At 59.3% G+C, this 24,026-nt stretch carries 17 protein-coding genes and 1 pseudogene; 7 read left to right on the top strand and 11 right to left on the bottom strand.

The window, feature by feature from the left end; translation table 11 throughout:
- Positions 1 to 198: 198 nt before the first annotated feature.
- The 3 genes from AC3IUA_RS14165 to AC3IUA_RS14175 form a co-directional block, all read right to left on the bottom strand.
- The gene (locus AC3IUA_RS14165) at positions 199 to 1,104 is read right to left on the bottom strand and encodes an AraC family transcriptional regulator (protein WP_489361806.1); all 906 of its coding nucleotides are present in this window, start codon (positions 1,102 to 1,104) and stop codon (positions 199 to 201) included.
- 72 nt (positions 1,105 to 1,176) lie between these two features.
- Positions 1,177 to 2,466, bottom strand: a complete 1,290-nt coding sequence (locus tag AC3IUA_RS14170) for a glycosyltransferase (protein ID WP_489361808.1) — start codon at positions 2,464 to 2,466, stop codon at positions 1,177 to 1,179.
- 162 nt (positions 2,467 to 2,628) lie between these two features.
- Complete coding sequence (locus AC3IUA_RS14175; RefSeq protein WP_489361810.1) at positions 2,629 to 2,988, bottom strand: response regulator; 360 nt, start codon at positions 2,986 to 2,988, stop codon at positions 2,629 to 2,631.
- A 263-nt stretch (positions 2,989 to 3,251) separates the two neighbouring features.
- Between AC3IUA_RS14175 and AC3IUA_RS14180 the strand changes: the two genes are divergently transcribed.
- The 5 genes from AC3IUA_RS14180 to AC3IUA_RS14200 all read left to right on the top strand — a co-directional run bounded on the left by AC3IUA_RS14180 (position 3,252) and on the right by AC3IUA_RS14200 (position 9,795).
- Positions 3,252 to 6,746 carry a response regulator gene (locus AC3IUA_RS14180; protein ID WP_489361812.1) on the top strand — a complete coding sequence of 1,165 codons (3,495 nt, stop codon included), beginning with the start codon at positions 3,252 to 3,254 and terminating at the stop codon, positions 6,744 to 6,746.
- Positions 6,747 to 7,562, top strand: coding sequence for a CheR family methyltransferase (locus AC3IUA_RS14185; protein WP_489361814.1), 816 nt, complete (start codon positions 6,747 to 6,749; stop codon positions 7,560 to 7,562).
- A complete protein-coding gene (locus AC3IUA_RS14190) occupies positions 7,559 to 8,164 on the top strand; it encodes a chemotaxis protein CheB (protein WP_489361816.1) in 606 nt (201 codons plus the stop codon). The genes AC3IUA_RS14185 and AC3IUA_RS14190 overlap by 4 nt, the downstream gene beginning before the upstream one ends.
- Positions 8,158 to 9,339 (top strand): hybrid sensor histidine kinase/response regulator, encoded by a 1,182-nt coding sequence (locus tag AC3IUA_RS14195; RefSeq protein ID WP_489361818.1) that lies wholly within the window; start codon positions 8,158 to 8,160, stop codon positions 9,337 to 9,339. Before AC3IUA_RS14190 ends, AC3IUA_RS14195 begins: the two co-directional genes overlap by 7 nt.
- Before the next feature lie 78 nt (positions 9,340 to 9,417).
- Positions 9,418 to 9,795 (top strand): response regulator, encoded by a 378-nt coding sequence (locus tag AC3IUA_RS14200; RefSeq protein ID WP_489361820.1) that lies wholly within the window; start codon positions 9,418 to 9,420, stop codon positions 9,793 to 9,795.
- Positions 9,796 to 9,948: 153 nt separating this feature from the next.
- On the opposite strand, the gene AC3IUA_RS14205 is transcribed toward AC3IUA_RS14200, so the two are convergent.
- The 8 genes and pseudogenes from AC3IUA_RS14205 to AC3IUA_RS14240 form a co-directional block, all read right to left on the bottom strand.
- The gene (locus AC3IUA_RS14205; RefSeq protein WP_489361822.1) at positions 9,949 to 11,622 is read right to left on the bottom strand and encodes an ATP-binding protein; all 1,674 of its coding nucleotides are present in this window, start codon (positions 11,620 to 11,622) and stop codon (positions 9,949 to 9,951) included.
- Positions 11,619 to 11,780, bottom strand: a pseudogene (locus AC3IUA_RS14210) (ATPase domain-containing protein); the annotation flags it as partial. The gene AC3IUA_RS14205 and the pseudogene AC3IUA_RS14210, both read right to left, overlap by 4 nt.
- A gap of 968 nt (positions 11,781 to 12,748) precedes the next feature.
- Positions 12,749 to 13,804 (bottom strand): tetratricopeptide repeat protein, encoded by a 1,056-nt coding sequence (locus AC3IUA_RS14215; protein WP_489361824.1) that lies wholly within the window; start codon positions 13,802 to 13,804, stop codon positions 12,749 to 12,751.
- Between the two features lie 75 nt (positions 13,805 to 13,879).
- Positions 13,880 to 14,779 (bottom strand): bestrophin family protein, encoded by a 900-nt coding sequence (locus AC3IUA_RS14220; protein ID WP_489361825.1) that lies wholly within the window; start codon positions 14,777 to 14,779, stop codon positions 13,880 to 13,882.
- A 348-nt stretch (positions 14,780 to 15,127) separates the two neighbouring features.
- Positions 15,128 to 16,552, bottom strand: a complete 1,425-nt coding sequence (locus AC3IUA_RS14225; RefSeq protein WP_489361827.1) for an efflux transporter outer membrane subunit — start codon at positions 16,550 to 16,552, stop codon at positions 15,128 to 15,130.
- Entirely contained in the window at positions 16,549 to 19,728 is a 3,180-nt protein-coding gene (locus AC3IUA_RS14230; RefSeq protein WP_489361829.1) for an efflux RND transporter permease subunit, read from the bottom strand. The genes AC3IUA_RS14225 and AC3IUA_RS14230 overlap by 4 nt, the downstream gene beginning before the upstream one ends.
- 15 nt (positions 19,729 to 19,743) lie before the next feature.
- Positions 19,744 to 21,000 (bottom strand): multidrug efflux RND transporter periplasmic adaptor subunit MexE, encoded by a 1,257-nt coding sequence (mexE, locus tag AC3IUA_RS14235; protein ID WP_489361831.1) that lies wholly within the window; start codon positions 20,998 to 21,000, stop codon positions 19,744 to 19,746.
- Between the two features lie 247 nt (positions 21,001 to 21,247).
- Positions 21,248 to 22,165: a LysR family transcriptional regulator gene (locus AC3IUA_RS14240; protein ID WP_489361833.1), complete on the bottom strand. Its 918-nt coding sequence runs from the start codon at positions 22,163 to 22,165 to the stop codon at positions 21,248 to 21,250.
- Positions 22,166 to 22,449: 284 nt separating this feature from the next.
- Between AC3IUA_RS14240 and AC3IUA_RS14245 the strand changes: the two genes are divergently transcribed.
- Together AC3IUA_RS14245 and AC3IUA_RS14250 are read left to right on the top strand one after the other, a co-directional pair.
- Positions 22,450 to 23,472 carry a zinc-dependent alcohol dehydrogenase family protein gene (locus AC3IUA_RS14245; RefSeq protein ID WP_489361835.1) on the top strand — a complete coding sequence of 341 codons (1,023 nt, stop codon included), beginning with the start codon at positions 22,450 to 22,452 and terminating at the stop codon, positions 23,470 to 23,472.
- Between the two features lie 332 nt (positions 23,473 to 23,804).
- Positions 23,805 to 23,999: a hypothetical protein gene (locus tag AC3IUA_RS14250; protein ID WP_489361837.1), complete on the top strand. Its 195-nt coding sequence runs from the start codon at positions 23,805 to 23,807 to the stop codon at positions 23,997 to 23,999.
- The last annotated feature ends 27 nt before the right edge of the window (positions 24,000 to 24,026 follow it).

Consider the following 24,026-nt stretch of genomic DNA (forward strand, 5'->3'; position numbering starts at 1 on the left):
CAGGTCAGGAAGAATGTGGGCTGATTACAGCCCTCAAACGAGGCGATGACAAATCATCCATGACACTTGAATCGATACTTTTTTGCACTGGGGGAAATGGCGGGGGGGATTTGGGATAAACGATTCGGGGGATTGGCGTTTATTCAGGGATTATGTGCTGCTGCAGGCTGCGTTCTTTGATGTTGTTCTTGATCTGGCTCAGCCCAGATTCTGCTCGGTCAACCGCTGCACCGCCAAACGCCGATAATGCGAAGGTGTCATGCCCTTGAGCTGCTGGAAACGCCGGTTGAAGTTGGAGATATTGTTGAAGCCCGATTCGAAACACACATCAGTGACGGTTTTGTCACCGTCCGCCAGCAGCTCGCAGGACTTGCTGATGCGCAAGCGATTGACGAATTCGATGAAGCAGCGGCCGGTAGCGTGCTTGAACACCCGGGAAAAATACGTGGGCTTCATGCCCAGGTGTTCGGCAACTTCTTCAAGGGGCAGTTCGCGGGTGTAATGAGCAAAGATGTAATCCACCGCGCGGTTGGTACGGTCGACGTTGTGTTCATCGGCCAGTTGCGTGGTGGTCGTGCCTGAGAGCAACTGATAATCGTCGGTCGCCGCCAGCAGTTCCAGCAGAATGAAAAAATGCCCGAGCCGGGTGATGCCTCTGGAGTCGGCGATGCACTGCATCAAGGTCATGGCCTGGCGGATCGTCTGCTTGCAGCGAAACTCTATCCCGTACTGCGCGCGTTCGAGCAAGGGCGTGAGGGCCTTCAACTCGGTAAAGACCTGATACCCGCTTTCAAACAGCTCGTCGGTGAAGTTCACCAGCATGTCGCGCTTGGGCACCACTTCGTCCTCGGCAATCTGGCTGATCCAGTTGTGCGGCAGGTTGGGGCCGGTGAGGAAGAGTGTTTCGGGGTAGAAGTTGCCGATGTAGTCGCCGATGAACACCTTGCCGGAGCTGGCGACGATCAGGTGCAGCTCGTATTCCTTGTGGAAATGCCAGCGCACCAGCGGGCAGGGAAAGCCGTGCTGACGGTAGATGATGGACAAGCCGTTACGGTCGTCCATCAATTCGTAGGACGGGTCAGTGATTCTCGCTGCTCGGGTCATGCCGGGGCCGTTTTATGGTTATCGCTGAAACGATAATGCCCCCTTGCAGCGAACCTCGCCAGCCCGGGACTTTCAACTGCGGTTTTTCGCCTCGATCCACTGCGCCATGTATTGGGTGCTTTTGTGGTGATGGTGACGCAGCATGCTGCCGGTGAAGTTGTCCCGGCGCAGCGACTGAAGATTCTCCCTGCACATTTCAAGCTGATTGATCAATGCCGGGCCGTGTACCTGTTGTTGGTAGCGGGCAGCCAACAACACGCGTCCCTGGTCCTGGGCCGCGGACCATGCGGCCTGGTCCTGGTACAAGCGGACTGCCGCCTCGGCGAGTGCCGTCGCGCTTTCGGCAATCGCACCCGGCCAGGGCATGTCGCCGTGCATGCCTTCAGCGCCAATCGGCGTGGTGACATTGGGGGTGCCGCAGAGCATCGCATCGACAATCTTGCCTTTGATCCCGGCCCCGAAACGCAGCGGAGCGAGACAGATCCGCGCGCCGGACATGACCTGCAAGGCGTCCTCGGCCCAGTTCATGATGTGAAAGCCCTGGGCCGGATTGTGCAACGCAGTGGCCTTGGGCGGGGTGTAGGCGCCATAGATATGCAGCTGCGCGCCAGGCAATTGCTGACGGATCAGCGGCCAGAGCGTGGTTTTCATCCAGAGCACCGCGTCCCAGTTCGGCGCGTGGCGGAAGTTGCCGATACTGAGGAAATGCGCGCGGTCTTCAAAGGGTGAAAATCCGGCCGGCTGATTGTCGAGCATCAGCGGGCACCAATGCAGCAGCGAGCGTGGCACCTGGAACTGCTCGACCAGCAGTTCGATTTCCACCTCGGAAATCATCAGGCACAGATCGCAGCGGTAGAGTGCGGCGATCTCCCGCCTGGCCAGGTCGGTGTCGGCCATGTGCTGGAATTCCTCGCGCAGGGCCGGGGCAAACAAGCTGCTGAAATCATCCTGGTCATCGCTGGCCTTCAGGCGATCCTTGAGTCGCTGGTGCCGGGCATGTCGCAGGCTTTGCAGGTCCGAGGTCTCCAGCACGCGCAGGGCATGCGGGCAGTGTTTCTCCACGCGCCAGCCGAATTGCTCTTCCATCATGAACTGATCGAACAGCACGATATCCGGTGCCAGCTCGGCCACAAAGGCGTCGAAACTGCTGTTATTCAGTTCGATCGGGCATTCATTGATACCCAGCGCGAGCAGGTCAGCCTTGTGCTCGCCGATGCCCGCGGGACTGCTGAAGGTGACATCCCAGCCCTGCTGCAAAAAAGTCTCGAGGATCTGCATCACGTGACCACTGGCAGCGGATGAGCGCGGCTCGGGCCAGACGTAACCAATGACCAGGACTTTGGTTGCGGCGGGCTGACTCATGGGGTAATTCCTTGATACGGGCAGGGCGGAGGAAGGTTTCGCGAGGGGCGCAATTAAAGCACAGGTGGACGCAGATGCCTGCAGCGGGCAATGACCGCCGATAGCTCATGGGTCCATCAAGGAAGATTCGGTGGTGACGTCAGTGGGTTTTCCGGTCGATGGCTAGGCCAGCATGCCGCGTACCTTGTCCCGCAGTTGATCGATAGAGAAGGGCTTGCCGATGACCGACATATCCGCAGGGATTTCGATGCTTTCGGCATAGCCGCTGGCAAACAGGATCGGCAACCCGGGTCGCAGCAGGCGAGCGCGGGTGGCCAGTTCTTTGCCGTCCATGCCAGGCAGCCCGACGTCAGTCATCAATAGGTCGATGTGCTGCCCGCTGTCCTCGAGAAGGCTCAAGGCGGCTTCGCTGCCATCGGCTTCAAGCACCTTGAACTCCAGTTCTTCAAGCACGTCAACGATCAGCATGCGCACGATGTTATCGTCTTCGACGACCAGGATGGTGAAGGTGTTGGCGGACATGAGGGGGCTCTCGAAAAATGAAGTCGCGGATGCCCGGCGGTGAAATAGCCCGGCCTTTTGTATGAGTAAATGGCGGATCCCGACAAGTTCCCGAAGCTGTACAAAAAAACATAGCCGTACAACGGCCTGCCAGAATAACCGGCCTGCCTGACACTGGGCAGCTACGACATAGGAAATTGCGCGCTAAGCTGTCAGAAAAATAGCTGCTGCATCCGACTTTGCGGCAAACTCCGTGGTTGTTAATCCTTGATCAAGGCCTTCAAATGACCCCTCCGTCTTCGATTGACGAGCAGAGTTTTCGCAAGCTGCTGGCCCGCAACGTCAGTCTGCCGTTGGGTGTCGGCGTAGTCAGCGCGGTTTTTTTTGTTTCATTGATCACTTATTTGCTCTCGGTGATCCAATGGGTCGAGCACACCGATCGGGTGATCAATAACGCCAATGAAGCATCGAAGCTGACCGTCGATCTGGAAACCGGGATGCGCGGTTTTCTGATCACCGGCGACGAGCACTTCCTTGACCCTTATGAAGTGGCCAAGCCGCGGATCATCAGCGAACTGCGCGGCTTGCAGCAACTGGTCGCGGATAACCCGGATCAGCTCGATCGGCTCCAGCGTCTGGAATCCTTGCAGAATGAGTGGAACGCCTATGCGCAGATGATGATTGACCTGCGTCGACAAAATGGTGATTACCGTGGAATTGTGCAAGCGGGCAGGGGCAAGCGGCTGACGGACGAGACGCGCAAGGAATATGACGAGTTCATTGCCTCGGAGCGGCAACTTAGGGTCAGCCGCAATGAGGAGGTCAGCCGCACCACTCTGATGACTGTCGCACTCTACTTGCTGTTCGTGCTCGGCCTCAGTGGCGCATTGGCCTATATAGGTCGAAGAGATTTGTTAAGTCTTTCAAATAGTTACAGAGAAAGCCTCGAGTCGCAACGCAAGAGTGCGCGGCGACTCGAACAACAAGGCTGGCTACGTAATGGTCAGACCGAACTGGCCGTACAGGTCCTTGGTCAACTGACGCTGAACGTGCTTGGGCGCAATATCCTGCAGTTTTGCGCGCAATACCTAGGCAGCGTTGTCGCCGCCATGTATGTACGCGAAGAACAGGGCGGTGGTCTCAAACGCGTCGCCTCCTACGGTTTCTCCCGCGAGCAGGAAGAGCGTGCAAAAACGATTTTCAGCGGCGAAGGCATTGCCGGCCAGGCGATCCAGCAAAACCGCATTCTGCGTCTGGACGATGTCCCTGCCGACTACTTCAAAGTCAGCTCCGCGCTGGGTGACGGGGCTCCGCGCTGTGTCCTGGTGGTGCCGACCAACAACGATGAGCAGGTCAATGGCGTCATTGAACTGGGTTTCCTGCGGGCGTTGACCGACCGCGATATCGAATTGCTCCAGTTGATTGCCGACAATATCGGCACCTCGATCGAAGCCGCCCGTTATCGGCAGCGCCTGCAGGAAGTGCTGGCCCAGACCCAGCAACTCAACGAAGAACTGCAAGTGCAGCAGGAAGAGCTCAAGACCGCCAACGAAGAACTTGAAGAGCAATCGCGGATTCTCAAGGAGTCCCAGGCTAATCTGGAGACCCAACAGGTCGAGCTGGAGCAGACCAACGAGCAGTTGGCCGAGCAGGCGCTGGCCCTGGCCGAACAGCGCGACGCGGTGGATCGCAAGAATGGCGAATTGAGTGAGGCCCAGGTACAGCTGGAGGAGCGCGCGCTTGAACTGCAACGCTCAAGCAAGTACAAATCCGAATTTCTCGCCAACATGTCCCATGAGCTGCGCACGCCGCTGAACAGTTCGTTGATCCTGGCCAAGTTGCTTGCGCAAAACCCTCAGGAAAACCTCAGTGCCGAACAGGTCAAGTTCGCCGAATCGATCTACTCGGCCGGCAACGATTTGCTCAATCTGATCAACGACATTCTCGATATCTCCAAGGTTGAAGCCGGTAAGCTGGAAGTGCATCCGGAAAACACCAATGTGGCGCGTCTGGTGGAAGGCTTGCGCGGGACGTTCCAGCCCTTGGCCGCGGACAAACAGCTGGAGCTCGCGGTCGAATTGCAGAACGGCGCGCCACAGATGATTTTCACCGACCGCCAACGACTGGAGCAGATCCTCAAGAACCTGCTGTCTAACGCGCTGAAGTTCACCGAAAAGGGCAACATCAGCCTGACGGTCTCTCGCCAGCCGGGCGAGGGCATTGCCTTCAGCGTGCGCGACTCGGGCATCGGCATTGCCTCGCAGCAGCAGCAAAGTATCTTCGAAGCCTTCCGCCAGGCCGACGGCACCATCAATCGTCGTTACGGTGGCACCGGGTTGGGTCTGTCGATTTCCCGCGACCTCGCGGCGCTGCTCGGTGGCTCAATCAGTGTCTACAGTGAGCCGGGGCAGGGCAGTATGTTTACCCTGGTGCTGCCAGAACAGTTCGTCGAACCGGCCCAGCAGCCCAGCGAAGCCCGGCAGGCCATGGCGTTCACTGGCGCTCCAGCCACGCTCACGGCTGCCCCCTTGCCGTTGATCAGCGAGGTCCCGATTCCGCGGTTTGCCGATGATCGCGACAAGGGTCCGTTTGCCACTCGCTGCATACTGGTGGTGGAAGATGAACCGGACTTCGCCCGCATTCTGTTCGATCTGGCCCACGAGCTCGGTTATCAATGCCTGGTGGCCCATGGTGCCGACGAAGGCTACAGCCTCGCCACCCGGTTCATCCCGGACGCGATCCTGCTCGACATGCGCCTGCCGGACCACTCAGGCCTGACGGTGCTGCAACGTCTCAAGGAGCATACCGAGACCCGGCACATCCCGGTGCATGTGATTTCTGTCGAAGACCGGGTCGAAGCCGCGATGCACATGGGGGCTATCGGCTACGCGGTCAAACCCACCACCCGCGAAGAACTCAAGGATGTGTTCGCCCGCCTGGAGGCCAAGTTGACCCAGAAGGTCAAACGGGTGCTGCTGGTCGAAGACGACGATGTGCAACGCGACAGCATCGCCCGGCTGATCGGCGATGACGACATCGAAATCACCGCGGTCGGCCTGGCCCAGGAGGCGCTGGACCTGCTGCGCAACAACATCTACGACTGCATGATCATCGACCTGAAACTGCCGGACATGCTTGGCAACGAGCTGCTCAAGCGCATGTCCACCGAAGATATCTGTTCGTTCCCGCCGGTGATCGTCTATACCGGGCGTAACCTGACCCGTGATGAAGAGGCCGAGCTGCGCAAGTACTCACGCTCGATCATCATCAAAGGTGCGCGCTCGCCTGAGCGCCTGCTCGATGAAGTGACGCTGTTTCTGCACAAAGTCGAATCCCGATTGTCCCACGAACGGCAGAAGATGCTCAGGACCGCTCGCAGCCGCGACAGAGTCTTCGAGGGGCGCAAGGTGCTGCTGGTGGACGACGATGTACGCAATATCTTCGCCCTCACCAGTGCCCTCGAGCAAAAGGGCGCAATCGTGGTGATCGGTCGTAACGGCCGCGAGGCGATCGAGAAACTCAATGAAGTCGACGACATTGACCTGGTGCTGATGGACGTGATGATGCCGGAGATGGACGGCTTCGAAGCGACCATCGAGATTCGCAAGGATCCGCGCTGGCGCAAGTTGCCGATCATCGCGGTGACGGCCAAGGCCATGAAGGACGATCAGGAGCGCTGCCTGCAGGCCGGCTCCAACGATTACCTGGCCAAGCCCATCGACCTGGATCGGCTGTTCTCGCTCATACGGGTGTGGTTACCGAAGATGGAACGAATCTAAATGGAGCGAGATACCGAGATCGAACTGAGGTTGTTGATCGAAGCGATTTACCTCAAGTACAGCTACGATTTTCGCGACTACTCCGGCGCCTCGATCAAGCGCCGGGTCAATCATGCGCTGCACCAGTTCGAGTGCAAGACCATCTCTGCGTTGCAGGAACGAGTCCTGCATGACCCGACGGCGTTCATGCAGTTGCTGCAAACGCTGACCATCCCGGTCAGCGAGATGTTTCGTGATCCCTCGCATTTCCTGGCGATCCGCCAGGAAGTGGTGCCGCTGCTCAGGACCTACCCGTCGATCAAAATCTGGGTCGCCGGTTGCAGCACCGGGGAAGAGGTCTACTCCATGGCCATTCTGTTGCGCGAAGAGGGGCTGCTGGCGCGGACCATCATCTATGCGACCGACATCAACCCGCACTCGCTGGAAAAGGCCAAGCAGGGCATCTTCTCGCTGGAAAATATTCGCGCCTACACCCATAACTATCAGCAGGCCGGCGGCCGGTGTTCGTTCGCCGACTACTACACGGCTGCGTATGACTATGCGATTTTCGACAAGACCTTGCGCGACAACGTGACCTTCGCCGATCACAGTCTGGCGACTGATAGCGTCTTCTCAGAAACTCAATTAATTTCGTGTCGTAACGTTTTGATTTATTTCAACAAAAAACTTCAGGATCGAGCCTTTGGCTTGTTTCACGAATCGCTCTGCCATCGGGGCTTCCTGGTACTGGGCAGCAAGGAAACCCTGGATTTTTCCGCCTATGGCCAGCAGTTCGAGCCTTTGGTCAAACAAGAACGGATCTACCGCAAATCATGAGCACTGGCCTGGCCAAGCAAACCAGACTGCCTCGGGTCGAGGCCATTGTAGTCGGCGCCTCGGCCGGCGGAGTCGAGGCCTTGCTGAGCATTTTCAGTGCCTTGGGCCAGGGTTTCAGCTTGCCGATCATTGTTGTGCTGCATTTGCCCGATGAGCGCCGCAGCCAATTGGCGGAAGTCTTTGCCCGGCGGGTGTCGATGCCGGTTATCGAAGCCCGCGACAAGGCTGTCATCGAACCCGGAAACCTGTATTTCGCGGCACCCGGCTACCATCTTTCAGTGGAACAGGACCGTAGCCTGTCCTTGAGCCTGGAAGACCGGGTTCATCATTCACGCCCGGCCATCGACTATCTGTTCGAGTCCGCCGCCGACGCCTATGGTCCGGGTCTGGTCGCCGTGCTGTTGACCGGTGCCAATCAGGACGGTGCGCTTGGTCTGGCGCAGGTCAAGCACCGTGGTGGCTTGACCGTGGTCCAGGATCCGCACGAGGCCCTTGTGTCGACCATGCCCGATGCGGCCCTGGCGCTGCACCAACCGGATCACATTCTCCCTTTGCGCGGCATCAGCCGTTTGCTTGTCGAGCTGGAACGAATCGCATGCTAAGTAATATCCCGACCAAACTGCTGATCGTCGACGATTTGCCGGAGAACCTGCTGGCCCTCGAAGCGCTGATCAAGCGTGAAGATCGCCTGGTGTACAAAGCCTTGACCGCCGACGAAGCCCTGTCGTTGCTGCTGGAACACGAATTCGCCCTGGCAATTCTCGATGTGCAGATGCCGAGCATGAACGGTTTCGAACTGGCCGAGTTGATGCGCGGCACCGAGAAAACCAGGAACATTCCGATTGTGTTCGTCAGCGCCGCTGGCCGTCACTTGAACTACGCGTTCAAGGGCTACGAAAGCGGGGCGGTGGACTTCTTGCACAAGCCGCTGGATATCCATGCGGTAAAAAGCAAGGTCAATGTGTTTGTCGAACTGTATCGGCAAAGCAAGGCCATGGAGCAGCAGGTCGAAGCCCTGGAGCAGAGCCGCCGCGAGCAGGAGGCCTTGCTCCTGCAATTGCAGGCTACGCAAAACAAACTCGAGCAAGCGGTACGCATGCGCGATGACTTTATGTCGATCGTCGCCCATGAAGTGCGTACTCCGCTGAACGGGCTGATCCTGGAAACCCAGTTGCGCAAGATGCACCTGGCCCGGGACAATGCGGCAGCCTTCACCCTGGAAAAGATGCATGCAATGGTCGATCGCGACGAGCGCCAGATCAAAAGCCTGATTCGGCTGATCGAGGACATGCTCGATGTCTCGCGGATTCGCACCGGCAAGTTGTCGATTCGCCCCAGCCGCTTCGATCTGACGCAATTGGTGAGTAACCTGCTGCAAAACTTTGCGCCGCAGGTCGATGCGGCCGAGTCCTCGTTGAGTTTCCTCGCGGAGCAACCGGTAGTTGGCAGCTGGGACGAATTTCGCATCGAACAGGTGGTGTCCAATCTGCTGACCAATGCCCTGCGTTATGGCGCCAAGGGCTGCATCGACGTACGGGTGTATGCCGAAGACGGCCAGGCACGGGTCGACGTGCGTGACCATGGGATTGGTATCAGCGAAGAGAACCAGCAGCGGATTTTTCAGCAGTTCGAGCGGGTGTCAGCGAAAACCGTGGTCGCCGGACTGGGCCTCGGACTGTTTATTTCCGAACAAATCGTCGCTGCCCATGGTGGTTCCATCACCGTTGAGAGCAAGATTAACCAAGGCTCGTTATTTCGCGTTTGTCTGCCGCTGTAGAAAACCGCCTCACGCAACGCAACCTCTGCCTGACCCTATGGTCGTATCAGGCAGCTACTGACCGAACAAAGGCTTCCCATGAGTGAAGATGCACAAGACGTCGTATTGATCGTCGAAGATGAACCGGTAATCCTGATGCTGCTTGCCGACTACCTGTCCGGCCTGGGCTATCGGGTATTGCAAGCCGAGAACGGCGAGCAGGCCTTCGAGATTCTGGCCAGCAAACCGCACCTGGACATGATGATCACCGACTACCGACTGCCCGGTGGCATCACCGGGGTGATGATTGCCGAGCCCGCGGTCAAGCTGCGCCCGGACTTGAAAGTCATCTTCATCAGCGGTTATGCGGCAGAAATCCGTGAGTCCGGCAGCCCGATCACCCTGACGGCACCGATTCTGGAAAAACCCTTCGACCTGAACAAGTTGCAAGAGAAAATGCAGGAAATGCTGGCGTAAGGCCAGGCTCGAACGGGTATTACTTTCGTAGCAGCTGGCGAAGCCTGCGTCCGGCTGCGCAGCAGTCGTAATCCGATGTACACGGTTAACCTGAAACACCGCGCTGTCTGGTTCTACGACCGCTTCGCAGCCGAACGCAGCCTTCGGCAGCTGCTACGAGGCGCTGATCATTTCCCGGACTTTCGCCGTCAACAGGTCGAAGGTAAAGGGCTTGGTGATCATCTGCATGCCTGGATCGAGGAAGCCACCGCGCACTGCCGCGTGTTCGGCGTAGCCGGTGATGAACAGCACTTTGAGCCCCGGCCTGAACTGCCGGCCGATTTCCGCCAGCTGCCTGCCGCTCATTCCCGGTAAGCCGACATCGCTGATCAACAGGTCGATACGCTGGTCGGAGTCGAGAATCGGCATCGCGCTGCTGGCGTCGCCCGCTTCGACAAAGTCATACTCCAACTCGCGCAATACTTCGCTGACCAATACCCGCACAGCCGGGTCATCCTCGACGATCAGTATCGTTTCACCCTTTCTGGCAGAGGTCGCCTGCGGTTGATCAAGCAGTGGGCCTTGTTCCAGGTCGCCGCAAAAGCGCGGCAGGTACAGGTTCACCGTGGTGCCCTGGCCGACCTCGCTGTGAATCGTCACATGGCCGTGGGATTGTTTGCTGAAGCCATAGATCATCGACAGGCCCAGCCCGGTACCCTGGCCGATTGGCTTGGTGGTGAAAAACGGATCAAACGCGCGGTTGATGATGTGTTCCGGCATACCGCAGCCCGAATCCCTGACGCTCAAGACCACGTAGTCGCCCGGTTCAAGGTTGCTCTGGACTTCTGTAAAGCTGGCGTCCTGGCGCTGGTTAAAGGTCTCCACCACCAGTTTGCCGCCGTCGGGCATCGCGTCCCGGGCATTGAGCACCAGGTTGAGCAGGGCGCTTTCCAGCTGGTTGGGGTCGGCTTCGGCTACCCACAGTTGCTCACCCAGTTGCATGTCCAGGTGGATGCTCTCGTTGAGACTGCGCTGCAGCAGTTCGCCCATGGCGATGACCAGCGAGTTCATCTGTACCGGCTTGGAGTCCAGCGATTGGCGGCGGGAAAACGCCAGCAAACGATGGGTCAGGCCGGCGGCGCGGTTGGCCGAGGTCACGCCGAGTTCGATCAGGCTGTCCAGATCCTCGGTGCGACCGCGGGCCAGGCGCCTGCGCAGTAATTCCAGGCTGCCGATAATCCCGGTCAACATGTTGTTGAAGTCGTGAGCGATGCCGCCAGTGAGTTGCCCGACCGCTTCCAACTTCTGCGACTGACGCAAGGCTTCCTCGTTGTGACGCAACTGGGCGGTACGCTCCTCGACTTGCTGTTCGAGGGTTTCCAGGGTGTTCTGCAGACGTTGTTCGCTTTCACTGAGGTCGATCAACCGGTCCCTGGCTTCGTATTGCCGATATCGACCACGCAGCGCGGTGGTCACCAGACTGATCAGGGTCACCGGGTGAAAAGGTCGCTCGAGAAAGGTGACATTGCCTAACTGTTCCCTAAGGCATGAAGACGGGTTCAGCTCCGGGCCACCATGGTGAGTCAACAGCACGATGGGCAAATCCGACCAGGCCGGCTGTTGCTCCAGGTAGCTGATCAACGGCCCGAGATCCACGCCGTGCAGGGCTTCGGCGGCGATGATCAACAAGCCTGCGCCTTGTTCCAGATCAGCGCATAACCCGCTCAGATCCCGGGCGGCGATGCCGCTGAAACCGGCTTGGCCGAGCAACATCAGCGCAAGCTGGCTATCACGCCCCAGCGGCGTGAGAATGATCGCGCGCGCACAGGCGGGTTCGAGAACTGTCACTGGCCCTCATCCTTGAGTAGTGGGTTACTGGCGCCCAGGTAAGTCGGAACACCGCGCAGGACACCCTGGAATGCTTCCAGTGGTTCGCCGGCCCTCAGGCCACGGTCGCTGATGCGGTATTCGCGAATGGTCGATTCATGGCTGCCGGTGCGTTTCTTTTCGAGCAAAAACACATGGCCGCGTGACAGTCCGCCGGACAGGATGTCATCCATTCCTTCGATGCCGGTGGCGGCGTTGGCACTGATCAACTCGTTAGCTGTAGACAAGAAATGCCCTCAAGTGACGGGGTAAGCAGGCCGTTGGCCGGGTAGCCCGAAATCGCTGCCTTCTCACTTGACCTTGGCGCGTGGCCACGGTTCAACCTTTTATTCCGTGTCTGAGAAATTCGTTATCAGGTGTACCCATAACCCGTAGGAGCTGCCGCAGGCTGCGATCATTTGATCTTTGCGTCCGTCTGCACACCGGGTTGTCCGCTGAAAAGATCGCAGCCTGCGGCAGCTCCTACAGAGTTTTTTGTACACCCATTACACCGCAGGAAAACACCTACAGCCCCTGCTGCAACGCCGGATCATCCTGCAACACCCGTAGGAGCTGCCGCAGGCTGCGATCTTTTGATCTTTGCGTCCGTCTGGACACCGGGTTGTCCGCTGGAAAGATCGCAGCCTGCGATCTTTTGATCTTTGCGTCCGTCTGGACACTGGGTTGTCCGCTGAAAAGATCGCAGCCTGCGGCAGCTCCTACAGAGTTTTTTGTACACCCATTACACCGCAGGAAAACACCTACAGCCCCTGCTGCAACGCCGGATCATCCTGCAACCCCCGTAGGAGCTGCCGCAGGCTGCGATCTTTTGATCTTTGCGTTCGTCTGGACACCGGGTTGTCCGCTGGAAAGATCGCAGCCTGCGGCAGCTCCTACGGGGTTTTTTGTACACCCATTACACCGCAGGAAAACACCTACAGCCCTGCTGCAACGCCGGATCATCCTGCAACACCCGTAGGAGCTGCCGCAGGCTGCGATCTTTTGATCTTTGCGTCCGTCTGGACACTGGGTTGTCCGCTGAAAAGATCGCAGCCTGCGGCAGCTCCTACAGAGTTTTTTGTACACCCATTACACCGCAGGAAAACGCCTATAGCCCCTGCTGCAACGCCGGATCATCCGGGTTCTGTTGCTCCAGCTGCGCCAGCAGTACTTGCACGTTCTGCAATTGCCCGGATTCTTTCCAGTAGTTGATCAGCAGTACCCGCGCCTTGCGGTTGGCCGGCTGGCGTTGAACGATTTCTTCGAGCTGGCGTTGTGCGGCCTCGAGTTCATCTTCGTCGTGCAACGTGGTGGCCAGGTCATACCGGTATTCGTTGTTGTCCGGCTCCAGTTCCACTGCCTTGGACAGACCCAGCAGGGCGAACTCGGTTTGCCCGTGATGCAACAGCCAGAGGCCCAGGGCATGTTGCAGGTACGCCGAACCGGATTGAGCCTGCAGCTGTCTGGCGAGCAATTGCCGGGCCGCTTCACTCTGACCTTGCTTGTCCAGCACCTCGACCTGCAGCACCACGGCGCGAAGATTGTCCGGCTCCAGGCGCAACACCTGTTCAAGCGCCTGTTGCGCCTCTTTCAATTCGGCGTTGTGCAGGTGCAGACGGGCCAGTTGGTACTGCGCCTCGACACTCTCGGGCCGGGTCTTCAGCACTGACTCATACTCATCGAGCACCTGTTGCAAGGGCCCGAAGTACAAGCCCAGGTCATCCGGTGAAAGCCCCAGTAGCGCAGCGGCGGCGGCAAAGCGCACACGTTGATCGCTGTCGTCGAGCAACGGCCCGAGCAACAGGCTTCGCGGCCCGCCAGGGACCAGCCCGACAATGCTTTGGATTGCCGCCTGACGAACTGCAACCGAGGGACTGAGGAGGTCGGCACCGGCCAGTTTCAAGGCTTGCGGGCTAGGGTAGTTGGGCAACTCGGCATGCAAGCTCACCCGTCGGCTGTCCGACAGGTCTGTACGAGCGAGTTGCTGATAGAGCATCCGCGCCGCGCCCGGCTGGCCGTTACGCGCCTGTACCAGCGCTTTGTTGTAGCCATGCTTCACCGCGGAGGTGATTTCTGGCGCAGTGCTGCGCAGAAAAAACCAGGCGATACCGAAGGCAAACAGGATAAGCAGGCTGATGAGCAGGTAGCGGCGAGGCTTGGACATGCGGTAATCCGGGGCTGGCGAGCTTTTGCAAAGGCGTCAGCTTCGGTCAGCGGAGGCCGGGAGTCAAACCCGGACTCAGCTCAGCACGTAATCAAGCGGTTCCAGCGTCGCTGGCAGGTCCGTTTGCCCCAGCGCCGCCAGAACTTCGCGTTCGATGGTGCGTACTATCGCATTACACGGCAGATCGTTCTCATCGAAACCGAACGGGTCTTCGAGGTCATCGCCGATCTCGTCGAGGCCGAAAAAGGTGTAGCTGACAATCGCCGTGAAGATTGGCGCCAACCAACCCAGCGGTTCGGCCATGGCAAAGGGCAGCAGGATGCAGAACAGATAAATCGTACGGTGCAGCAACAAGGTGTAAGGGAAGGGCAGTGGAGTGCCTTTGATTCGTTCGCAGCTGGCCTGGACCAGACTCAGGCTGACCAGTCGGGTTTCCAGTTGAACATAACGCCACTCGCTGATCCGCTGCTGTTCGGCGAGCGCCGAGCAGCGTGCGCCAATGCGCTGCAACAGACGGTCGGTGACATTTGGGTGATGGCTATCAATAACGCCGAGTACCCAGGGACTGGCGGCGGCTGCTTCATCTTCCCCGCGCAACCGGGCGATCAGTCCGTGGGCAAAACCGCACAGTTCGCGCAGCAGAATCGCGCGCTCGTCACCGCCCTTGAGGACCTGGGTTTCGCGAATCAACGAGCGCACCTCGATGATCAACTGGCCCAGCTGCTTGCGACCTTCCCACCAGCGGTCATAACAGGCGTTGTTGCGAAAGCTCATGAAAATCGACAGCGACAGACCGAGCAAGGTGAACGGCGTGGCGTTGACCTTGGAGAACCAGGCCGGATGCCAGCTCTCCACCAGCACGATCACCGAGGCCAGCAACGTCACCAGCAGGCTGCGCAAGGCAATGCGCCGGGCAATCGATCCTTTGAGGGAAAACAGGATGCCGATCAGGTTCGGCTTGGAGCGGACAATCATCGTCGGGGCTTCAGGGTTGAGGCGCTTTCGCAGCGGGTTCAGATTAAGAGCGCAGAAAACCGGTGTCCAATCGCTATGGCTGACGGTTTGATCGAGTGTGTCTATGGAGTGCTCAAATCAGGCGTGCCGCCCGAGTACACTCGTGAACTCGTCGGTGTACGCCGCGTAGGAGCTGCCGCAGGCTGCGATCTTTTGATCTTGCTCCCGGGCAATCGAAAAACAATCCCGACCTATTTGTTGCCGGGCGACAAGCCCCCTCGCCACAAAAAGCAAAAAAAAGCCCCGCGACCGAATGCGGTGCGGGGCAAAGAAATTGGTTGGTTGCGGCCAACCAATGGAGCGCTTGAATCAGTGGCTGCTGGCGACCGTCTCTGGCTGCCAGCCACCACCGAGGGCCTTGTAGATGGCGACGATGCCGCGGTACAGGTCGATTTCGGCCTGGGCCTGGGTATCTTCAGCCGCCAGGCGTTCACGTTGGGCATCGAGCAGCACGAGGAAGTCGACGGTGCCTTCGCGGTAGCGGATTTGCGCCAGGTCGGCGGCGGCGCGGCTCGATTCGCTTTGACGGATCAGCGAGATCAGGCGTTGCTGGCGTTTGCCGTAATCACTAAAGGCGTTTTCCGATTCCTCCAGAGCCAACAGTACCTGTTGCTCATAGGTTGCCAGCGCGCCATCGGCATCGGCATCGGCAGCTCGCAATCGAGCGCGCACGCTGCCCAGGTCGAATGCGGCCCAGGTGATGCTGGGGCCCAGCGCCCAGGCGTTGGCGGCCGAGGAACCGATCTGCGAACCTCGTCCGGCGGTGAAGCCGAGGAAACCACTCAAGCTGACCCGTGGGAACAGGTCGGCCTTGGCCACGCCGATACGGGCAGTGGCTGCCGCCAGTTTGCGTTCGGCGCTGAGGATGTCCGGACGGCGTTGCAACAACTGGCCTGGATCACCAATGGGTAGCGCCTTGGCGATCGCCGGCAGGGTCGCCGGGCTGAGGTCGACGCTCAGTTTGTCCGGGCGCTCGCCGAGCAGGGTGGCGATGCGGTTACGCTGACGCACCTGCTCGGCCTGCAGTTGCGGCACGCTGGCTTCGACCGCCGCGAGGCGGGCGTCGGCGCGGACCACATCGAGCTGATCACCGACACCGGCATCGCGCAGGCTTTCAGTAATGGTGCGCGAGTCCTGCTGGTTTTTCAGGTTGGCCAGGGCAATCTTTTCCCGCAGTTGCGCGCCGCGCAGTTGCCCGTAGGCATCCACCAGTTCGGCAATCATGGTGACTTGCAGCTGATAGAGGTCGGCGGCGGCGACTTGCGTGTCGGCATCGCTGGCTTCCAGTTGGCGCTGGATGCGCCCGAACAGGTCCAGCTCCCAGGCCATGTCCAGGCCCAGGTCATAACGTTCGATGTGTACCCGCTGTTCGGTGATGCCGGGTTGTTGCGCCTTGCCCTGCTCACTGCTGACGCGGCTGGTGATGGTCGGCATGGCATCGTTGCTGACGTCATCGCGGATCGCCCGGGAGGCACGCAGACGGGCGAAGGCCACGCGCAGCTCACGGTTGCCCTGCAAGGATTTGCTCACCAGCTGATCGAGGGTCGGATCGTCGAACTGCTGCCACCAGATGCCCTCGAAACGTGCACGATCGAAGTTCTTCTGGCCGGCGGCGCCATCGGTGGCGGCCGTGATGTTGGCCGCCTCCGTGGCAGGGGTCTTATAGTCCGGGCCGACGGTACAGGCACTTAAGGCCAGTACCAGCAAGCTCGGCAGGAAGACTTTCAGGCTCATTGTTGCGCCTCCGGTTTCAGGGCCTTGGCCGCTTTGCGGGCTTCGCTGCGCTCGACGAAACGACGGATCAACACATAGAACACCGGCGTCAGCAGCAGACCGAAGAAGGTCACCCCGAGCATCCCGGAGAACACCGCCACACCCATGGCATGGCGCATTTCCGCACCGGCACCGCTGGAGAAAACCAGGGGCACTACACCCATGATGAAGGCGAAGGAGGTCATCAGGATCGGCCGCAGCCGCAGACGGCAGGCTTCCAGGACCGCGCTGAGCGGGTCAAGACCTTCCTCTTGCTTATCCTTGGCGAACTCGACGATCAGAATCGCGTTCTTGCAGGCAAGTCCCACCAGTACGATCAATCCGATCTGGGTGAAAATGTTGTTGTCACCGCCCGAGGCAATCACCCCGACGATGGCCGAGAGCAGGGTCATCGGTACGATCAGGATCACCGCCAGCGGCAGGCTCCAGCTTTCGTATTGTGCGGCCAGTACCAGGAACGCCAGCAGTACGCAGAGCGGGAACACGAACAGCGCCGTGTTGCCCGACAGAATCTGCTGGTAGGTCAGGTCGGTCCATTCGTAGGTCATGCCGTTGGGCAGTTCTTCCTTGAGCAGTTTCTCGATGGCTTTCTCGGCCTGGCCGGAGCTGTAGCCGGGCGCCGCGGCACCATTGATTTCAGCGGTGATGAAGCCGTTGTAGTGCATCACGCGATCCGGGCCCGAGGTGTCGCTGACCTTGATGAAGGTCGCCAGCGGGATCATCTCGCCTTTGTTGTTGCGCACTTTCAGCTGACCGATCTGGCCGGGTTCAAGGCGGAACTGTTGCTCGGCCTGAACGTTGACCTGATAGGTGCGACCAAAGCGGTTGAAGTCGTTGGCATACAGCGAACCCAGGTAGATCTGCAGGGTGTCGAAGATGTCGCTGACGGCCACGCCGTGGGTCTTGGCTTTTTCCCGGTCGATGGCGGCATCGACCTGCGGCACGTTCACCGTGTAGCTGGTGAACAAACCGGCCAGTTCCGGAACGCTGTGGCTTTTGTTGATGATGTTCATGGTTTCTTTGTACAGCTCGTCGTAGCCCAGGTTGCCCCGGTCCTCGATTTGCAGACGGAAACCCCCGATGGTTCCCAGGCCCTGTACCGGCGGCGGTGGGAAAATCGCAATGTAGGCCCCCTGGATGTCAGCGAACTTGGCGTTCAAGGCGGCCGCGATGGCACCGGCAGACTCGCTCGGATCGGTACGCTCATCGAACGGCTTGAGCGGGGTGAACACGATGCCGCTGTTCGGGCTGTTGGTGAAACCGTTGATCGACAGGCCAGGGAAGGCCACCGAGTTGGCGACACCGGGTTGCTTGAGGGCAATTTCCGACATCTGCTTGATCACGTCTTCGGTACGATCCAGGCTCGAAGCGTCAGGCAACTGAGCGAACGCCACCAGGTATTGCTTGTCCTGGGCCGGAACGAAACCGGTCGGGGTGTTGGCGAAACCCATCCAGGTCAGCGCCATCAGGCCCGCATAGAGCAGCAGGGCGATGCCGCTGCTGCGGATCACGCGAGTGACGGTGCCGACATAGCCATGGCTGGCACGATCGAAGAAGCGGTTGAACGGACGGAACAACCAGCCACCGAACAGCTTGTCGAGCACCTTCGAGAATCGGTCTTTGGGCGCGTCGTGGCTTCTGAGCAGGACCGCGGCCAATGCTGGCGAAAGGGTCAGCGAGTTGAAGGCCGAGATCACGGTGGAGATCGCGATGGTCAGGGCGAACTGTTTATAGAACTGCCCGGTCAACCCGGAAATGAACGCCGCCGGGATGAACACCGCACACAATACCAGTGCCGTGGCGACAATCGGTCCGGTCACTTCGCGCATGGCGCGCTTGGTGGCTTCGACTGGCGTCAGGCCGAGTCCGATGTTTCGCTCGACGTTTTCCACCACCACGATGGCGTCGTCCACCACGATACCGATGGCCAGTACCAACCCGAACAGCGACAGTGCGTTCAACGAGAAGCCGAACAGGTGCATCACGGCAAAGGTACCGATCAGCGAAACCGGCACCGCCACCAATGGAATGATCGACGCGCGCCAGGTCTGCAGGAACAGGATCACCACCAGCACCACCAGGATCAGCGCTTCGAACAGCGTATGCACCACTGCCTCGATGGAACCGCGGACGAAAATGGTCGGGTCATAGATGATGTCGAAGTCCATGCCTTCGGGGAAATTCTGTTTCAGCTCGGCCATTTTTGACCGGACTTCATTGGAAATCTCGATGGCGTTGGAGCCCGGGCGCTGGAAGATCGGGATGGCTACGGCCGGCTGGTTATTGAGCAGCGAGCGCAGGGCGTATTGACTGGAGCCCAGTTCGACCCGGGCGATGTCCTTTAGGCGAGTGATTTCACCGTCTTCGCCGGAACGAATGATGATGTTCTCGAACTCTTCTTCAGTGACCAGCCGGCCCTGAGTATTGACCGACAGCTGGAACGCCGTGGCATTCGGTGCAGGTGGCGCACCCAGTGCACCGGCGGCGACCTGGCGGTTCTGCTCGCGGATGGCGCTGACGACGTCGGTGGCGGTCAGGTTACGTGAAGCGGTCTTGTTCGGGTCGAGCCAGACCCGCAGCGAGTAGTCGCCCATGCCGAACAGTTGCACATCACCGACACCGCCCAGGCGCGCCAGCTCATCCTTGATGTTGAGCAGCGCGTAGTTGGACAGGTAGAGCATGTCGTAGCGTTTGTCCGGCGAGGTCAAGTGCACGACCATGGTCAGGTCGGGCGATGCCTTGTCCACCGTGATGCCGATCCGGGTCACTTCCTCGGGCAGCTTGGGCTCGGTTCGGGTCACGCGGTTCTGCACCTGGACCTGGGCATTATCCAGATCGGTGCCGAGGGCGAAGGTGATGGTCAGGGTGATCTTGCCGTCGGCAGTCGACTGCGAGGACATGTACAGCATGTTCTCGACGCCGGTAATGGCCTGCTCCAGCGGGGCGGCCACGGTTTCACCAATCACTTTAGGGTTGGCACCGGGGAAGTTGGCGCGCACCACCACGGTCGGCGGTACCACTTCGGGGTATTCGCTGATCGGCAACTGGAACAGCGAGATGGCGCCGGCGATCAGGATCAGCAGCGACAACACCGCTGCGAAGATCGGCCGTGAAATGAAGAATTGGGAAAAATTCATCGGAGTTGTCGTCCCTTAACCGCGTGGGTTCGCAGCGCTGGCCAGTTTTACCGCGACCCCGGTGGCGCTCTTGGCGGGCGCGACTTGGGGCAGGTTGCTGGCTTCCAGCGCTTGTCGTTGTTGCGCCAGAGCGGCGAGGGTTTCGTTGCTGGCCATCGGGATCACTTGCGGAGCGACCGGTGAGCCCGGACGAACCCGCTGCAAGCCCTTGACGATGATGGTGTCGTCCCTGTTCAGGCCGCTGCGCACGATGCGCAAGCCTTCGATTTTCGGACCCAGTTCGACTGCGCGATAGGCCGATTTGTTGTCGCCATCGATCACCAGCACGAACTTTTTGCCAAGGTCGGTACCGACCGCTTCATCGTTGATCAGCACCGCGGAGTAGGTGCCGCTGCCCACCAGTTTCAGGCGTGCATACAGGCCTGGGGTGTAGCTGCCATCGCTGTTGTCGAACACGGCGCGCCCACGGATGGTGCCGGTTTTCGGGTTGACCTGGTTGTCGACGAAGTTCATCTGGCCCAGGTGCGGGTTGCCGTCTTCATTGGACAGGCCAAGGTAAACCGGGGTGGTTTGACCGCGTTGGCCCTGGCGGGCGAGCTGGGTGTACTTGAGGTACACGCGCTCATCGGCGTCGAAGTAGGCATAGACCTTGTCGGTGGAAACCACGCTGGTCAGCGGGGTGACGTCAGCGGTGACCAGGTTGCCGGCGGTGATTTGCGCCCGGCTGACGCGACCGCTGATGGGTGAGGTCACGCGGGTGAAGCTCAGGTTCAGTTTGGCCAGGTCCAGTTGCGCTTGAATTGCTGCTACACCGGCGCGGGCTTCTTGCGCGGCGCTGGTGCGCGAATCGGCGAGTTCGGCGGAAATCGCGTTGCTGGTGCGCAGACGCTCGCCGCGTTGGGCCTCGTTTTCACTGCGGGTTGCATTGGCGCGGGCTTGTGCAACCTGGGCTTCGAGGCGACGGACTTCAGCCTGGAACGGCCGTGGGTCGATCTGGAACAACAGATCGCCTTTTTTCACCAGGGCGCCTTCGGTGAAGGCCACTTCATCGATCTGGCCGGACACCCGTGGACGGATTTCGACGGTTTCCGGGGCTTCAAGGCGCCCGGTGAACTCGTCCCACTCGTTGACCGGCTGTTCCAGCACCTTGGCTACGCTGACCTTGGGTGCTGGCAGGGTGGCGGCAGCGTCTGGAGCCTTGCCGCAGGCGCTCATCACCAACAAAGCCAGCGCGGCCAAGGGGAAGCGCAAATGTTTAAGTGACTGTTCCATGGATGCATCCGCCAATGTATTGAGAATGGGCGGATGATGCTCGGCAGGGTTGTATCGCACGAATCGAACGAAGCGAAGGTAACTATCATTCGGAATGATATGGAGCTGCCGCAGGTTGTGATTTTTTGATCTTGCCCTCGGGCATTTCCGAAACCGTCAAAAGATCGCAGCCTGCGGCAGCTCCTACGACCCGGTACACTCCTGATTGATCGGTAATAGGCCAGAAGCCTTCATACAAAACCCAGGATCAAGCCAGACTGTCCGGATCCCCGAAAAACATCTGTATCCGCGACCGCAACCAGCGCTCACCCGGATCATTGTCCTGAGAGCCGCGCCAGGCCATGTGCAATTCGAAACTGCGCACCGGCAGCGGCGGGTCTTCGGCGCGAACACCTCCGGCAGCGGTCAGTGCATCGGCGGTGTAATCCGGCACGGTAGCAACGATGTCGGTGCCCGCCAGCAGCGTGCTCAAGCCGTTGAACTGCGGGACAGCGAGCACCACATGACGCTTGCGCCCGAGGTTCTCCAGCTCTTCATCGATAAACCCGCTGAGGTCACCGGCAAACGACACCAGGGCATGGGGGCGAGCGCAGAAGTCATCCAGGCTCAGGGCTCCAGGCATGCTGTCGGCGCGCAACAGTTTCGGCAGGCTGCGGCGCAAGACTTTGCGTTTGGCATTGGCTGGCAGATCGGTGGTGTAGCTGACGCCGATCGAGATCTCTCCCGACGCCAGCATCCCCGGCATCAATATGTAGTTGACCCGCCGCACCACCAGCACAATGCCCGGCGATTCGGCGCGCAGGCGTTTGAGCAGCATTGGCAGCAGGGCGAACTCGACGTCATCCGACAGGCCGATACGGAACACCGCGGTGCTGGTTGCCGGGTCGAACTCCGAGGCACGACTCACCGCAGTGGAGATCGAATCCAGAGCGGGCGAGAGCAGGGCGAAGATTTCCACCGCCCGGGCAGAAGGTTCCATGCTGCGGCCGGTGCGTACGAATAGCGGGTCGTCGAACAGCCCGCGCAGGCGTGACAAGGCCGCGCTGATGGCCGGCTGGCCGAGGAACAGTTTCTCCGCAGCGCGGGTCACGCTGCGTTCATGCATCAATGTTTCGAACACGATCAACAGGTTCAGGTCGACACGACGCAGGTCATTACGGTTCATCTTGTGTCCTGGCAAAATCAGCAAGGAGAGTCAGCAAACTTGACGAGAGCGGTCATTTGATAACAATGGCTGGCATGAATCTTACGGGGAAAGGCTGCTACTCTGCACCGGGTAATTCAGTTTTCCTACGATTGCTGGTTCGGTTTTCTACGACATTTGACGTCGTAGCAGGAGTTGCGGAATCAATGACAGGCATGTCGACTATTAATAGCCACTGATGGTCTTGGCCAGAAAGCCCGGATAAAGTTCATGGCATTAGAGGTTAATTTTTGACGAGGTTTGTGATGTCCCGCACGATCCGTTTTCACAAGTTTGGTCCAGCCGAGGTGCTCAAATGCGAAGAGCATGCGGCAGCGCTGCCTGCACCGGGCGAAGTGCAGGTGCGCGTCGAGGCGATAGGCATCAGTTGGTATGACGTGCTCTGGCGTCAGAACCTGGCGTCGTCTCATGCTCGTCTGCCTTCGGGACTTGGCCATGAAATGGCCGGTGTGGTGACGGCAGTCGGCGAGGGCGTCGATGACCTGGAAGTGGGTGACAAGGTCGCCAGTTTCCCGGCAGAGAGCCCGAACGATTACCCGGTCTATGGCGAGCAGATCGTTCTGCCACGCTCGGCGCTCACCCGTTACCCCGACGTCCTCAGCCCGATTGAAGCCAGCGTGCATTACACGCCGCTGCTGATCGCCTACTTTGCCTATGTGGACCTGGCGCGGGTCAAACCGGGTCAGTTTGCCCTGGTGACCGATGCCAGCCACTGTGCCGGTCCGTCCTTTGTACAGCTGGGTAAAGCCCTGGGTGTGCGGGTGATTGCCGCCACCAAGACGGCTGATGAACGGGATTATCTGCTGTCGCTCGGTGCCGAGAAAGTGATCGTTACCGAAGAACAGGATCTGCTGATGCAGATCAACAAGTACACCGGCAATCGCGGCGTCGACGTGGTCTTCGACGGCCTGGGCGGACCGCAGATGTCGCTGCTCGGCGATGTCCTGGCGCCGCGCGGCAGCCTGGTTTTGTACGGCCTGCAAGGCGGCAACCAGACACCGTTCCCGGCCTGTGCGGCGTTCCAGAAGAACATTCAGTTCTTTGTGCATTGCATCGGCAATTTCACCGGCAAGCCGGAGTTGGGCATCATTCAGGACCAGGTGGCGTTGCAACGGGCGTTGCGCGACATCAGTCAGATGACCGCAGATCGCGTGCTGCTGCCACTCAAGACCCGGGTCTTCCCGTTCAATGAGTTTGTCGAGGCCCACCGTTACATGGACGAGTGCCCATGTCGCGAGCGGGTTGCGCTCCAGGTCGAGCCTGCTTGATAACGTTGGCCAGAGTCGCTTGAAACGGACTCTGGCGTTCCTGCTGCAGCGGATTAACCCGCCCCCGTTAAAATACCCCTGGATTATCAATTACCCGCCTGCCAGTCTCCCGCCCATTCAATAGATCGGGTTGAATATCCTTATGCCTGGCTATCCAGCCAACTCTTTGTGCACCGATAGCCGGCCATCGCGGCGTATAACATAGATGTTATCAAGGGTTGATTGTTCAAGTCGTCCGGTAACTGAGCTGGTTTTTTGTGCAGATCTGTATCTTCCAATCATTATATAAGCCTTGATAATTGCATGATCACTTTCATCTCAAGGAATGAGTCATGTTTGAAGTTCATGGGTTGTTGGTTCTGCGCATCGAAAACGTTAATGAAGCCCTTGCTGTGCAAGGGCTTCAGCGACTCCTGAAAAAAGCAATGGACAGCGGTTTAGTTGCTCTTGGAGTTGGGTGTGTGCCTCTTCTTTATTTTCTGTACTCATTGTTTGTGGGAAGTTGTAGGAAAGTTCCTAGGCGCTAATCATCTGCATCTTGATAAGTCTGGCAC

Source organism: Pseudomonas sp. KH_050 (genome assembly GCF_057838875.1).